10 protein-coding genes and 4 pseudogenes are annotated in these 14860 nt (G+C 51.9%); 5 read left to right on the top strand and 9 right to left on the bottom strand.

Annotated elements, in window-relative coordinates; genetic code table 11:
• Positions 1-19: 19 nt before the first annotated feature.
• From LU633_RS01910 to LU633_RS01900, 3 genes and pseudogenes are all read left to right on the top strand, one after another.
• A pseudogene (locus LU633_RS01910) lies at positions 20-1009 on the top strand (IS256 family transposase); the annotation flags it as partial.
• Between the two features lie 103 nt (positions 1010-1112).
• Positions 1113-2153: an IS481 family transposase gene (locus LU633_RS01905; RefSeq protein ID WP_046371791.1), complete on the top strand. Its 1041-nt coding sequence runs from the start codon at positions 1113-1115 to the stop codon at positions 2151-2153.
• A gap of 58 nt (positions 2154-2211) precedes the next feature.
• Positions 2212-2436: pseudogene (locus tag LU633_RS01900) on the top strand (transposase); the annotation flags it as partial.
• Between the two features lie 235 nt (positions 2437-2671).
• Here LU633_RS01900 and LU633_RS26060 read toward each other — a convergent pair.
• The 6 genes from LU633_RS26060 to ssb1 form a co-directional block, all read right to left on the bottom strand.
• A complete protein-coding gene (locus tag LU633_RS26060) occupies positions 2672-2758 on the bottom strand; it encodes a hypothetical protein (protein ID WP_407647024.1) in 87 nt (28 codons plus the stop codon).
• A 53-nt stretch (positions 2759-2811) separates the two neighbouring features.
• On the bottom strand, positions 2812-4134 hold the full coding sequence (locus LU633_RS01895; RefSeq protein WP_046371900.1) for an IS4 family transposase: 1323 nt from the start codon (positions 4132-4134) through the stop codon (positions 2812-2814).
• Positions 4135-4218: 84 nt separating this feature from the next.
• Positions 4219-5427: an IS256 family transposase gene (locus LU633_RS01890; RefSeq protein ID WP_046371917.1), complete on the bottom strand. Its 1209-nt coding sequence runs from the start codon at positions 5425-5427 to the stop codon at positions 4219-4221.
• A 110-nt stretch (positions 5428-5537) separates the two neighbouring features.
• Entirely contained in the window at positions 5538-6131 is a 594-nt protein-coding gene (locus tag LU633_RS25685) for a reverse transcriptase domain-containing protein (RefSeq protein ID WP_198292518.1), read from the bottom strand.
• Complete coding sequence (locus LU633_RS25680; RefSeq protein WP_020322983.1) at positions 6064-6648, bottom strand: reverse transcriptase domain-containing protein; 585 nt, start codon at positions 6646-6648, stop codon at positions 6064-6066. The genes LU633_RS25685 and LU633_RS25680 overlap by 68 nt, the downstream gene beginning before the upstream one ends.
• Before the next feature lie 563 nt (positions 6649-7211).
• Positions 7212-7748 (bottom strand): single-stranded DNA-binding protein SSB1, encoded by a 537-nt coding sequence (ssb1, locus tag LU633_RS01880; protein WP_020322984.1) that lies wholly within the window; start codon positions 7746-7748, stop codon positions 7212-7214.
• Between the two features lie 302 nt (positions 7749-8050).
• Here ssb1 and uvrA point away from each other — a divergent pair, with 302 nt between their 5' ends.
• Positions 8051-10876, top strand: coding sequence for an excinuclease ABC subunit UvrA (uvrA, locus tag LU633_RS01875; RefSeq protein WP_020322985.1), 2826 nt, complete (start codon positions 8051-8053; stop codon positions 10874-10876).
• A gap of 362 nt (positions 10877-11238) precedes the next feature.
• Positions 11239-12291, top strand: coding sequence for an NAD(P)-dependent alcohol dehydrogenase (locus LU633_RS01870; RefSeq protein ID WP_020322986.1), 1053 nt, complete (start codon positions 11239-11241; stop codon positions 12289-12291).
• A gap of 277 nt (positions 12292-12568) precedes the next feature.
• Here the strand turns inward: LU633_RS01870 and LU633_RS01865 are convergent.
• The 3 genes and pseudogenes from LU633_RS01865 to LU633_RS01855 all read right to left on the bottom strand — a co-directional run bounded on the left by LU633_RS01865 (position 12569) and on the right by LU633_RS01855 (position 14813).
• A pseudogene (locus LU633_RS01865) lies at positions 12569-12869 on the bottom strand (MmcQ/YjbR family DNA-binding protein).
• Positions 12870-12906: 37 nt separating this feature from the next.
• A pseudogene (locus LU633_RS01860) lies at positions 12907-13319 on the bottom strand (secondary thiamine-phosphate synthase enzyme YjbQ).
• A gap of 300 nt (positions 13320-13619) precedes the next feature.
• A complete protein-coding gene (locus tag LU633_RS01855) occupies positions 13620-14813 on the bottom strand; it encodes an amino acid aminotransferase (protein ID WP_020322990.1) in 1194 nt (397 codons plus the stop codon).
• Positions 14814-14860: the final 47 nt, after the last annotated feature.

Here is a 14860-nt window from a genome sequence, read left to right as displayed (position 1 = left end):
ATAACGGAGACAGGTAATTATGGACGAAAAAAGACTCAAAGCCCTTGCGGCTGAACTGGCTAAGGGGCTGAAAACCGAAGCCGATCTCAACCAGTTTTCCCGCATGCTGACGAAGCTTACAGTTGAAACTGCGCTCAATGCTGAGCTGACTGACCACATCGGACACGAAAAGAACGCACCCAAAACAGGCTCAAATACCCGCAATGGTTATTCGTCAAAAACGTTGTTGTGCGACGATGGTGAGATTGAAATCAGTACACCACGTGATCGTGAAAGCACCTTCGAACCTCAGCTTATTAAGAAAAATCAGACACGTATTACGCAGATGGACAGTCAGATCCTGTCGTTGTATGCAAAAGGCATGACCACCCGGGAGATTGTCGCCACCTTCAAAGAAATGTACGATGCGGACGTCTCACCCACGCTGATATCGAAAGTCACTGATGCGGTGAAAGAGCAGGTATCTGAGTGGCAAAACCGTCCGCTGGATGCTCTGTATCCCATTGTTTATCTTGACTGTATTGTCGTAAAAGTTCGCCACAGTGGCACTGTAATTAACAAAGCCGTATTCCTTGCTCTGGGTATTAACACCGAAGGCCAGAAAGAATTACTGGGCATGTGGCTCGCAGAAAATGAAGGTGCGAAGTTCTGGCTCAGCGTGCTGACTGAGCTGAAGAATCGAGGTCTCCAGGATATCCTGATTGCCTGCGTGGATGGCCTTAAGGGCTTTCCGGATGCGATAAACAGCGTGTACCCGCAGACGCATATCCAGTTGTGCATTATTCACATGGTACGCAACAGCCTGAAATACGTGTCATGGAAGGACTATAAAGCCGTTACTGGCGGTCTGAAAGCGGTTTATCAGGCTCCGACAGAAGCAGCAGCGCTGATGGCCCTGGATAAGTTCGCTGATGTCTGGGACGACAAATATCCGCAAATCAGCAAAAGCTGGCGTGCACACTGGGAAAATCTCAATACGTTCTTTGGTTATCCACCAGATATACGTAAGGTGTATTAGTCGCGACTTGATCTGACACTGGACCTTGAAAGGTTGAGAGTTACCGGTTTTGATATGGGTGTCTAATCCTTAAACAAAACGCGAGGTAACTCTCATGATTCATACTAACAATCCCATCATCAAACACAAAGCCGGCCTGCTCAATCTCGCCGAAGAACTCGGTAACGTATCAAAAGCCTGCAAGATCATGGGCGTGTCACGCGACACGTTTTACCGTTATCAGGAACTGGCTGCTGAAGGCGGCATCGATGCGCTGATTAACCAGAACCGCCGCGTCCCCAACCTGAAGAACCGCGCCGACGAAGCCACTGAACGCGCTGTTGTTGAATATGCCGTTGAGTTCCCGGCCCACGGGCAACACCGGACCAGTAATGAGCTGCGTAAAAAAGGCGTGTTTATCTCCGGTAGCGGCGTGCGCTCCATCTGGCAACGGCACGACCTGGAGAACTTCCGTAAACGCCTGAAGGCACTTGAGGAAAAGGTCGCCAGAGAAGGCATCGTGCTTACCGACGCTCAAATCGCAGCGCTGGAGAAGAAGGCCCACGATGACGAGGCCAGCGGAGAAATCGAAACTGCTCACCCGGGTTATCTCGGGTCGCAGGACACCTTCTACGTGGGCAATCTGAAAGGTGTGGGTCGTATCTACCAGCAGACGTTCGTGGATACGTACTCGAAAGTGGCACACTGCAAGCTGTATACGAGTAAAACGCCGATCACCGCCGCAGACCTGCTCAATGATCGCGTACTGCCGTTCTACGAGGCTCAGGGACTGCCGATGCTGAGGATCCTGACCGACAGGGGAACGGAGTACTGTGGTAAGGTGGAGCAGCATGATTACCAGCTGTATCTGGCCATCAACGATATCGACCATACAAAAACGAAGGCGATGTCTCCGCAGACGAACGGCATCTGCGAGCGCTTCCATAAAACTATTTTGCAGGATTTTTATCAGGTTACGTTCCGTAAGAAGTTATACGAAGACCTGGAGAGCCTGCAAACGGATCTGGACAACGGGTTGTGGCATTACAATAATGAGCGAACTCATCAGGGAAAAATGTGCTGCGGGCGTACGCCAATGGCCACGTTACTTGATGGTAAACGAGTCTGGGCAGAAAAAAATCTGAACCAGATGTAATCTGACAGACACCTGTATAAATAACCGGTAACTGTCAGATCAGGTCTGAGCTAGTACACGTAAGGCTATCTACACCACGAATGCCATCGAGTCGCTGAACAGCGTTATCCGGGCAGCGATAAAGAAACGCAAAGTGTTCCCGACAGATGACTCAGTGCGCAAGGTGATATATCTGGCAATCCAGTCGGCCTCGAAAAAATGGAGTATGCCGATCCAGAACTGGCGGCTGGCAATGAGTCGCTTTATTATCGAGTTTGGTGACCGCCTGAGCGATCACCTTTAATACGGTGGCAGATACACAGAATTATTTACAGGGTCGTTTGAAGTCATCTCCCCAGCGGCCCCTCGTCAAACCGTGCATGCGGTTTTCCCGCACACGGCTTTCCGACTGTCTTCTTCCTGCCACATTACGGCGTCACAGGGCGTGCATACCGACTGACTTCATTCCCGGTTATCGACAGGCTGTATAATTTGAACAGCCCGTGATACTCGTAGAACCAGTTTGGCGGATGGTCCCTCTATCCCTTAGCCCGCTTTTTGTGTTTCTTCCTTAACATGATGCAAAGTGCCCATGTCGTGTAGTTTGCAATGCTCCTGAAGTGCATCCGGGAATTACACATCCTGAAGTAGTTCCCCCAACCTCTGAGGATAATGCTGGTCACTTAAGGTGACCAGCAACCTTTTTATCCGGATATTTCCTGCTCTTTACCCTCAACTCTCTCGGGTAACTTCGCTCTCTTCTACCCGGTAACACAAGCCATTTCGCCTGTTCATACAGGGTTCTCAGTTCTCCCGGCATTTTTCCCGGCGAAGCCCAGGGCAGGGTTATCAGCATCCGGATTATTTCGCTTATCGCTCCACTGAAGCTCAGCTGGTAAGGCAGGTAATCTCCTTTCAGATGGAACGCCATCTGCACCATCTGATATCGCACCAGGTTATAAGCCAGCAGTACCCCCCATAGCTCCTGTCTCACCAGCTCCGGCAGGCGACTGCGTAATGTCCACCGGCTGTCCAGCATACCCTGCTTTGCTTCCCGGTAGCCCAGTTCTGTTTCCCAGCGGTGGCGATATAGCTCGCTGATATCTTTACCCGGATAGCGATTCGGGTCTGTCAGTGACGTCAGCACCTGCCTCTCTTTACCGTCTACCCTGCGGGTCAGCAGTCTTGCCACCATTTCTTCCGGGACCCCTGGCCATTGCTTCCTGGCTCGTGGACTGGTTTTCAGGCATATCAGTTCATCTCCACGCCCCAAACGGCGAACCACCTGATACTGTACGTGTTTTTTCAACGGCAACAACCAGTGACGGTGTTCTCCTGCTGTCTGCCAGTGATGAAGCAGACCCATCGAATAAAATCCCTTATCGAACAGGGTGATACTGTTATTCGGGGTTTTCTCCGTCAGGTGCTCAGCCAGCCGCATTTCACTGACTTTTTCACTGTCGAATGCACTGGCGGCGATCAGATGGCTGCTCAGCTCCATCAGACAAACCATTCGCACCTGAGGATAGCCGCCTTCGCCGTACTGGCTGCTGTGTTTACTGAAGACGGCTCTGTTTTCCGGCGTATCGGCGGTACGCCAGACCACGCCGTCGACAGCAAACAGATTCAGACCGTGCCATTTTGGATGTGCAGCCTGCTGATTCCAGTGCTGCTGTGTGATATCAAAAAGCTCCCGCACTGCATTTTCACCCAGAGTCTTACGGCGCTGAATGACAGCGCTGCGTGCGGTAAAAGGAGCTCCGGTCCGGTCAGTAATATCCATCAGATTGACGATTTCGGTCATCGGACGATCGCAAAAAATGGACATCCCAACGACAAGCCAAATCATGGATTCGAGGGAAAGTTTACGTTTACGCAAAGTAACGGTATCGGTCAGGGTGAGCGCCTGCTGAATAAGCTCGGGAGGAATAAGGTCGGCGAGACTACGGGCGCGCTCAGGAGTGGCGGCATTGATGATGCCGAGGGCCTGGGAAAGTTCCATTTAAAAAGGGTTCCATGATGAACATAGAACCCTTTTTACCGCATAAACCGACCCTGTAAATAATTCTGTGTATCTGCCACCGTATTAAAGGTGATCGCTCAGGCGGTCACCAAACTCGATAATAAAGCGACTCATTGCCAGCCGCCAGTTCTGGATCGGCATACTCCATTTTTTCGAGGCCGACTGGATTGCCAGATATATCACCTTGCGCACTGAGTCATCTGTCGGGAACACTTTGCGTTTCTTTATCGCTGCCCGGATAACGCTGTTCAGCGACTCGATGGCATTCGTGGTGTAGATAGCCTTACGTATATCTGGTGGATAACCAAAGAACGTATTGAGATTTTCCCAGTGTGCACGCCAGCTTTTGCTGATTTGCGGATATTTGTCGTCCCAGACATCAGCGAACTTATCCAGGGCCATCAGCGCTGCTGCTTCTGTCGGAGCCTGATAAACCGCTTTCAGACCGCCAGTAACGGCTTTATAGTCCTTCCATGACACGTATTTCAGGCTGTTGCGTACCATGTGAATAATGCACAACTGGATATGCGTCTGCGGGTACACGCTGTTTATCGCATCCGGAAAGCCCTTAAGGCCATCCACGCAGGCAATCAGGATATCCTGGAGACCTCGATTCTTCAGCTCAGTCAGCACGCTGAGCCAGAACTTCGCACCTTCATTTTCTGCGAGCCACATGCCCAGTAATTCTTTCTGGCCTTCGGTGTTAATACCCAGAGCAAGGAATACGGCTTTGTTAATTACAGTGCCACTGTGGCGAACTTTTACGACAATACAGTCAAGATAAACAATGGGATACAGAGCATCCAGCGGACGGTTTTGCCACTCAGATACCTGCTCTTTCACCGCATCAGTGACTTTCGATATCAGCGTGGGTGAGACGTCCGCATCGTACATTTCTTTGAAGGTGGCGACAATCTCCCGGGTGGTCATGCCTTTTGCATACAACGACAGGATCTGACTGTCCATCTGCGTAATACGTGTCTGATTTTTCTTAATAAGCTGAGGTTCGAAGGTGCTTTCACGATCACGTGGTGTACTGATTTCAATCTCACCATCGTCGCACAACAACGTTTTTGACGAATAACCATTGCGGGTATTTGAGCCTGTTTTGGGTGCGTTCTTTTCGTGTCCGATGTGGTCAGTCAGCTCAGCATTGAGCGCAGTTTCAACTGTAAGCTTCGTCAGCATGCGGGAAAACTGGTTGAGATCGGCTTCGGTTTTCAGCCCCTTAGCCAGTTCAGCCGCAAGGGCTTTGAGTCTTTTTTCGTCCATAATTACCTGTCTCCGTTATCGAAATGAAGATATCAAAAACAGGCAGATACACAATTTAAATTACAGGCTCCATAAACCGGATCGGTCAACCGATCCTTAAATGATCGGCATTAACCTCTGAGGATTGGATTTATCTTCATTCTGATTAACACCGGCAGATCCCAGTGCTGACCTTTATGTGTGACTTCGCGGATCTTGCGCTTCACGGTTTTCATTGATTTCGGTGAGGGGTAATAGTAGGTTTTCAGCTTTCCGTCCTTTTTGGACGACTGCACTGCGAACCTGTGACCGAGAAACTCAAACGGCGATTTAGTCGCGTTAACGACTTTTGTCTTCTCTGCGTTAAGTGTTAACCCAAGCCGACCCAGTACCCTCTGGGCCTGAGCCAGATAAAACTTCGGTTGCTTTCTGCACAAAATGACAAAGTCATCGGCATAACGCACTAGATGAGCGTCATGCCATCGCTGGTTAAATCCCTGCTTTTCCCAGACATGGTCAAGCCAGTGGAGGTACAGATTTGCCAGTAGTGGCGATATGACGCCTCCTTGCGGAGTGCCTGTATCACTGCTCTTCTGACCAACCTCACCCATAACTCCGGCTTTCAACCACATTTCAATCAGCTTCATGACCGGACGGTCAATGACTCTGATCCTCACTGACAGCAGCAGTTTGTCGTGGGGGATAGTGTCGAAATACGACTTCAAATCGGCATCCACCACCCCAATGACATTTAAAGTTCAGCCATTTATAGATCTCTCTCAGCGCCTGTTGCGCACTTCTGCGCGGTCGGAAGCCATATGAGAAGTCTTTAAAGCCCGCTTCGAACAGCGGTTCTATGACGATCTTTACTGCTGCCTGTACTACACGGTCTGCTATAACGGGTATGCCAAGCGGCCTTTCCTTTCCATCTGACTTCGGGATATAAACCCTCCGTACAGGCTGTGGAGCATACCGTTTCGCAACAAGTTTCTTCTGGATATCCCGCAGGAAATTACCAACGCCGATCTCTTTCTCAACCTGTTCGATTGAGAGCCGGTCAATGCCCGGCGCACCTTTGTTAGCTCTGACCTGAGTCCATGCCATGCCTAAAACCTGATTACTGCATACCTTGTCATACAGAACACCAAACTTACGTTTCGGATCCGCCTTGGCGGCCAGGTATAGCTTGCGTTGCAGTACTCGTACCTTTTCAAATGCCGTGTTTTGAGCTTTCGCAATCACGTAGTACCTCCTGCATCACAAAGCCTGACAGAAGTAGAGGTCCTTCCTTACGGCTGAGTTTTGTTGTCTCAACCGTCATCAGTACTATGGCCTCCTCCGACTCCTCTATCCCGCGTCTATCCGGATTTCGGTGGACGCCTTATACCTTCAATTACGTGGTGGGTTACCCCACGATGGGGAGAGGTCTCGACTGTTCCGCTCGACACTTTCTACACATCCTATCTCCAAAACCCCGGATCCCTGGCCCGACTTCACATGGTTAATTAATCCATCGGACTGCACTGGCCTTCGCCCCCATTCCAGAGGCTCGGCAAAATCACCCTACGCCATACTCTCCCAGCATTGTTGTATGGTTGACATTTACGAGGCGGATTTGAGTTCACTGTCAGTTACGGGCTGTGTATTTGCGCGCGCCCACTGTCTGGGGCTGGGACAACGTTTATCCGGCGCTGTTCCCGCGTTTCAGTCACCTTCCACACGTACGCCATAGCTACACGGTCAAATTAACCAACTACCGTGGCAGGACTCTCACCTGCAAGTAATCGAGCAGCTTTTCAGTCCACTCAAAACGGGATATCGTCGTCAAAATCCATCGGCGGTTCATTGCTGATGGGTGCGCTGTTTTGCTGTGACTGTGGCCGTGACGCCTGACCGCCGCCGCTGAACTGGTTGCCGCCCTGCGGCTGCTGAGGCTGACCCCAGCCGTTATTATTACCCTGGTTATTACCACCAGCCTGCGCACCGCCGCCCTGGCGGCCACCCAGCATCTGCATGGTGCCACCAACGTTAACAACCACTTCTGTGGTGTATTTCTCAACGCCTGCCTGATCGGTCCATTTACGCGTCTGAAGCGCACCCTCAATATAAACCTGAGAACCTTTGCGCAGATATTCGCCCGCCACTTCAGCAAGCTTTCCAAACAGCACCACGCGATGCCATTCTGTTTTCTCTTTAGTTTCACCAGTCTGTTTGTCACGCCAGCTTTCAGAGGTAGCCAGAGTGATATTGGCAACAGCACCGCCATTCGGCATGTAACGGACTTCAGGATCCTGACCCAGGTTGCCTACCAGGATCACTTTATTTATGCCTCTGCTGGCCATGTTCGCCTCTCCGATAAATGTTCTGCGTTAATTCTAAGCCAGAAATTCTAACACTGTATATCACCAAATCCCATCTTCCGATCGCGATCGACCAGGGCAGATCCTGCTGGCAATGTTTCATTTCAGTCATTGAAGGAAGATCGTAGATTTTTCACTAATCCGGCGAAACAACAGCCCTCCTGGTTTCAAACAGATGACAGAACACTGTATATCCAATCAGTTTTTTTTGTGCCATAATGACAGGCTTCATCCTGGCCGTGCCAGACAGGCATGGTGGGTCTGTGTTAATCCGGGAATTGTGAATGGATAAGATCGAAGTTCGGGGTGCACGCACCCATAATTTGAAAAACATTAACCTGATCATCCCTCGCGACAAACTGATTGTGGTCACCGGCCTGTCAGGTTCGGGGAAATCCTCACTGGCGTTTGACACCCTTTATGCAGAAGGTCAGCGCCGCTACGTCGAGTCGCTCTCAGCCTATGCGCGCCAGTTTCTTTCGCTGATGGAGAAACCGGACGTTGATCATATTGAAGGGCTGTCCCCGGCAATTTCAATCGAGCAGAAATCGACGTCACACAATCCGCGTTCTACCGTAGGCACCATCACCGAAATCCACGACTATCTACGCCTGCTGTTTGCCCGTGTGGGTGAACCCCGCTGCCCGGAACACGATGTTACCCTGGCCGCGCAAACCGTTAGTCAGATGGTGGATAACGTGCTGGCACTGACAGAAGGACGCCGCCTGATGCTGCTGGCCCCCATTATCAAAGAACGTAAAGGAGAACACAGCAAAACCCTGGAAAACCTCGCCTCCCAGGGCTATATCCGCGCACGTATTGATGGTGAAGTCTGCGATCTCTCCGATCCGCCAAAACTTGAGCTGCAAAAAAAGCACACCATCGAAGTGGTGGTTGATCGTTTTAAGGTACGGGACGATCTGCAACAGCGCCTTGCTGAATCATTTGAAACCGCGCTGGAACTCTCGGGCGGCACTGTCGTAGTCGCCGATATGGATGATACCAGCGCTGAAGAGCTGGTTTTCTCCGCTAATTTTGCCTGCCCGGTCTGTGGTTACAGCATGAGCGAGCTGGAGCCGCGTCTGTTTTCCTTTAATAATCCGGCTGGCGCCTGCGCAACCTGCGATGGTCTGGGGGTGCAGCAATATTTTGATCCCGAGCGCGTGGTGCAAAACCCAGATCTTTCTCTGGCCGGGGGTGCCATTCGCGGCTGGGATCGCCGTAACTTCTATTACTTTCAGATGCTGTGTTCTCTGTCCGAACATCTGAATTTTGATATCGAAACACCGTTTATTTCGCTGGATGCCAGCACCCGCAAGGTTATCCTTTATGGTTCAGGCAAAGAAAATATCGAGTTTAAGTACATTAATGATCGCGGTGATACCTCTGTTCGCAGGCATCCGTTTGAAGGTGTGCTGCACAACATGGAACGCCGTTATAAAGAAACGGAGTCGGCCGCAGTACGGGAAGATCTGGCAAAATTTATCAGCAATCGTGCCTGCGCCAGCTGTGAAGGCACTCGTCTGCGTCGCGAGGCGCGCCATGTGTTTGTTGAAAATACCAATCTGCCCACCATCTCTGATATGAGTATCGGTCACGCAATGACCTTTTTTCAGGAGATGAAGCTCAGTGGTCAGCGGGCAAAAATCGCGGAGAAAGTGCTGAAAGAGATTGGCGACAGGCTGAAGTTCCTCGTCAACGTCGGCCTGAATTACCTTTCGCTGTCCCGCTCCGCTGAAACGCTTTCAGGCGGTGAAGCACAGCGTATCCGCCTGGCCAGCCAGATCGGTGCGGGTCTGGTTGGGGTGATGTATGTGCTCGATGAGCCTTCTATTGGCCTGCACCAGCGCGATAATGAGCGCCTGCTGGAAACACTGGTGCATTTACGTAATCTTGGTAACACGGTCATTGTGGTTGAGCATGACGAAGATGCGATCCGCGCGGCGGATCACGTTATCGATATTGGCCCCGGCGCCGGTGTGCGCGGCGGTCAGGTGGTAGCAGAAGGCACCGTGGATGACATTATGGCGGTGGATGCCTCGCTGACCGGTCAATTCCTCAGCGGTAAGCGCAGCATCGCCGTTCCACAGGAGCGAGTAAAAGCCGCCCCGAATAAAGTGCTGAAGCTCACTGGTGCAAAGGGTAACAATTTGAAGGATGTCACTCTGACGCTACCGGTTGGCCTGTTCAGCTGTATTACTGGCGTTTCCGGTTCAGGTAAATCAACGCTTATTAACGACACGCTGTTTCCGATTGCGCAAAGACTGTTGAACGGTGCCACCATTATTGAGCCAGCGCCCTATCGCGACATCAGCGGTATGGAGCATTTCGATAAGGTTATCGATATCGATCAAAGCCCGATTGGGCGTACCCCCCGTTCCAACCCAGCGACCTACACCGGTATTTTTACCCCGGTACGCGAGCTGTTTTCGGGGGTTCCTGAATCACGCACGCGTGGCTACACGCCAGGCCGCTTCAGCTTTAACGTGCGTGGTGGTCGCTGCGAAGCTTGCCAGGGCGATGGTATGATTAAAGTGGAAATGCACTTTCTGCCGGATATTTACGTCCCGTGCGATCAGTGCAAGGGCAAACGCTATAACCGTGAAACACTGGAGATTAAGTACAAAGGCAAAAGTATTCACGAAGTGCTGGAGATGACCATTGAAGAGGCACGGGAATTTTTCGATGCCGTTCCTGCGCTGGCGCGTAAGCTGCAAACGATGATGGATGTGGGGCTTTCCTATATCCGCCTGGGGCAGTCAGCCACCACGCTGTCCGGCGGTGAAGCCCAACGCGTGAAGCTGGCGCGAGAGCTGTCGAAGCGTGGCACAGGCCAGACGCTGTATATTCTTGATGAACCTACCACCGGCCTGCACTTTGCAGATATCCAGCAGTTACTGGAAGTCCTGCATCAGCTACGCGATCAGGGCAATACTATCGTGGTGATTGAACACAATCTCGATGTGATCAAAACCGCCGACTGGATTGTCGATCTGGGGCCGGAAGGGGGCAGTGGCGGCGGAGAGATTCTCGCCTCTGGTACGCCGGAAACGGTGGCAAAATGTAAAGCATCACACACGGCCCGCTTCCTGAAACCGCTGCTGAAATAGCATCACTTTATCGGGCTGTCTTGCTGGCGGAGACAACGTTCCGGCCAGTCAGGGCCTGGAATATATCCATTATAACCAAAACCGTTCTGCAACAGGTACTGCGTTTGCCTTTCGAAAATTTTCAGCCGTTTCCAACGCTTTTCCAGCGGCTTCAAACCGAAGTTTGCAATATCAGGCGAGAATTAAACAGATTCCGCTATGTTCCTTTTGCACATGGCTGACTATCCTTATAGTTCCTGTTTTTCGGATGACTGAAGCGGGTGCCCTCGAAGACGCTACCGGGCGATGGTTGAGCGGCGCTTACAGGCAATATACCTTCCGCAGGGCAAGCTTTGTGAACACTATCAATTATTGGAGAAACCATGAATATCACTCATGCCTGGGCAGCACAGGACGCACAGTCTAAGCTGGCACCGTTTGAATATAAACCGCGTGAACTCCGTGAACACGACGTCCAGATTGATGTCCTGTTTTGTGGCGTGTGCCACTCGGACCTCCATCAGGCCCGTAACGAATGGAAAAATACGGTTTTTCCCGTCGTTCCGGGTCATGAAATCGTGGGACGTGTTACCGCAATCGGTAGCCATGTTCACAAATACAACGTGGGCGATCTGGTCGGCGTAGGTTGTCTGGTTGATTCCTGCCGTACCTGTGACAGTTGCAAAGAAGACCTGGAACAGTATTGTGAAAACGGCTTTACCGGCACCTATAACGGTCAGGACCGCATCACTGGTGAGACCACGTACGGCGGCTATTCAACCCAGGTTGTCGTCACGCAAGACTTTGTGTTACGCGTCCCGGAAAATCTCGATCCGGCCGGCGCTGCGCCGTTGCTCTGTGCGGGCATTACCACTTATTCTCCGCTACATCATTGGGGTGCCGGGCCGGGTAAAAAAGTGGGCATTGTCGGTCTGGGTGGGCTGGGACACATGGGGGTTAAAATTGCGCATGCCATGGGTGCGCATGTGGTGTTGTTCACCACGTCTCCTTCCAAAATTGAAGATGGAAAACGCCTGGGGGCGCATGAAGTCGTTATTTCGAAAGATGCGGATCAGATGGCCGCGCATGCGAACAGCTTTGACCTGATTGTAAATACCGTTGCCGTCCCGCACGACCTGAATCCGTTTATCACTCTGCTACGTCGCGATGGCACCCTGACGCTGGTTGGGGTACCGGAGCATGACCATCCGTCACCGCAGGTGTTCAATCTGATATTCAAGCGCCGTAGCGTGGCGGGTTCGCTGATTGGCGGAATCAAAGAAACTCAGGAAATGCTGGATTTTTGCGGCAAGCATAATCTCACTTCCGATATTGAGCTAATCAGAATGGACGAAATTAACGAAGCTTACGAACGTATGCTGAAAAGTGACGCGAAGTATCGTTTTGTTATTGATATCGATACGTTGCGCAATTAAAGGTAATCCCCGGCCTTGATGGCGGGTGAATTGTCCCTGGACTGGCCAGATGTTTTAATGCGGTCAGCCATTGCATCCGGTATCCTTGAATGCCAACGCTATCCGTGCCCTGCATTTGCTGCCAGCAAGCCGTGCAAGCTTTCCGGGGCAGCTTAACCCACGCACAGCGACCGGGGCTGCCTGCTTCGCCGCCCTGTCGTAGTGCGCCACGGCAGAATAATTGGCCACTGGTCGCAAAGTTAAGCAGGGCTGAAACGCTGGCGACAAACGGCTGCCGTTAATGACCGCTTTTGCTGTTCAGCGCCTGCTGCCAGGAGGCATCCACCAGATAGTAAATTTGCGAATCCTTCAGCGAGTCATTCAACAGCACCGTACTCCAGTGCGATTTGTTGAGGTGCTCGCTGGGCTGCGCATCGTGATGTTCCTCACACAATAACTCAGCCAACACGGGCGTGGTTTTCAGTGCCGCCACTGGACGTCCGTTGATCTAACACCTGCGCAAACAGCACTTCATTAACTTTAATCTGCGTGGCTTTCCAGTCGCTGTGGACACGTTGTTCAGCACCCGGTTTATCCATGCAATATGAGAGAAGTTACGATACGTTCATTGTGATGTTATTCCCCTTGCAAAGTGGCAACGATACGCCGCGCCCCACCGCGAACGCGGTGCTCGTCCAGCCAGATACCCTGCCATGTGCCGGGCAGCAAACGCCCCCGGCTGACAGGCAGAGTCAGAGATACGCCAATGGACGAAGATTTAACATGGGCAGGCATATCATCGGCGCCTTCATAATCATGTTCCCAGGGAGCATCTTCCGGTACCTGCCGCAAAAAGTATTGTTCCATATCGCGGCGTACGCTGGGATCGCAGTTTTCATTTAGCGTCAACGAAGCGGAGGTATGCAGCAACAGCATATGCAGCAGGCCCACCTGTACGTCTTCCAGCCGCGCGCGTCGGTAATTTCATCTGTCACCAGATGGAACCCGCGGGGTTTCGGGGTCAACATCATGATTTGCTGATACCACATCGTATTGCTCCTCAGGCCCATGAGTCCTGTTAAGTGTGGAGTAAAAGCTGAAAAGGCAAACCCTTAATACTTGCTGCACGCTGTTGATTCACAGTTAGCGTGCTTTTCAGACGGCTCGACTCTGGAAACAAACGCCAGAAAGAAGCGATGTTATGCAGCACATAACCCGTCTGATAATCTGAAATGATGGATGTCATCCGGCATATCACAGCATAAGGTGCTGAAATTAAAGAAAATCGCACCATGGCTTGCCACAACGAAAAACGGCCCCCGAAGGAGTCGTCTGTTAAACGCCTGGCGTTACATCACTGCGGCAAAAGCTTTCGCCACCTGGTGAACATTTTTGCTGTTCAGGCCGGCCATACACATGCGGCCACTGACGATCAGATAAACACCAAACTCCTCACGCAGCCGCTCCACCTGTGCCGCGCTCAGACCGGTGTAGCTGAACATGCCGCGCTGACTGAGCAGATAGTTGAAGTTTTTCCCCGGCACGGCGGTAGTCAGTACGTCCACCAGCTGCTGGCGCATCGCCAGAATACGCAGACGCATTCCTTCCACTTCAGCCAGCCAGTTTGCTTTCAGTTCAGCATCGTTTAACACGCAGGAAACGATCTGCGCCCCAAAATTCGGCGGGCTGGAGTAGTTACGGCGCACGGTCGCTTTCAGCTGTCCCAACACGCGGGAAGCTTCTTCGGTGTTGTCACACACCACCGACAGGCCGCCAACGCGTTCACCGTAGAGTGAGAAAATTTTCGAAAATGAGTTACTGACCAGCGCGGGCAGCCCGGCTGAGGTGACGGCACGAATAGCGTAGGCATCGTCGTCCATACCTGCACCAAAGCCCTGATAGGCGATATCAAGGAACGGGATCAGCTCCCGCTGTTTCAGCACCTCGATGACCCTGTCCCATTGCTTGTGGTTAAGATCGGCACCGGTTGGGTTATGGCAGCAGGGGTGCAACAGCACAATACTCTTCGCCGGCAGCGTGTTCAGTTTCGCCAGCAGCAGGTCAAACATCACGCCATTGCTGCCTGGGTCATACCACGGATAGCTGTTTACCTGGAAACCCGACCCCGAGAAGATCGCCACATGGTTTTCCCAGGTGGGATCGCTTACCCAGACCTGTGAGTCAGGAAAATACGCTTTCAGAAAGTCAGCGCCCACTTTCAGCGCCCCGGAACCACCCAACGTCTGGACGGTGGCAATTCGCCCGGCTTGCAGGACGGGATGCTGCGGGCCAAACAGCAGCGACGCAATGGCACTGCGGTAAGGTGACAACCCTTCCATTGGCAAATACAGAGAGGCACTGGCTGGCTGTGCATTCAGGCGAGATCCTGCACTGGCTACCGCCTGCAACTGTGGAATTTGCCCCTGTTCGTCGTAATATAGCCCGATGCTCAGATTTATCTTGTGCGGCCTCTCATCCTGCCTGAAGGTTTCCATCAGGGAAAGAATAGGATCGCCGGCATAGGCATCAACGTTTTGAAACACGGTAAACATCTCCATTAAATAATTAAGTCCTGACGCTGCTGCTCGCA

Source organism: Erwinia tracheiphila (assembly GCF_021365465.1).
In the GTDB taxonomy this organism is placed as follows: domain Bacteria; phylum Pseudomonadota; class Gammaproteobacteria; order Enterobacterales; family Enterobacteriaceae; genus Erwinia; species Erwinia tracheiphila.
This window is presented reverse-complemented; position numbering and strand designations above follow the sequence as displayed.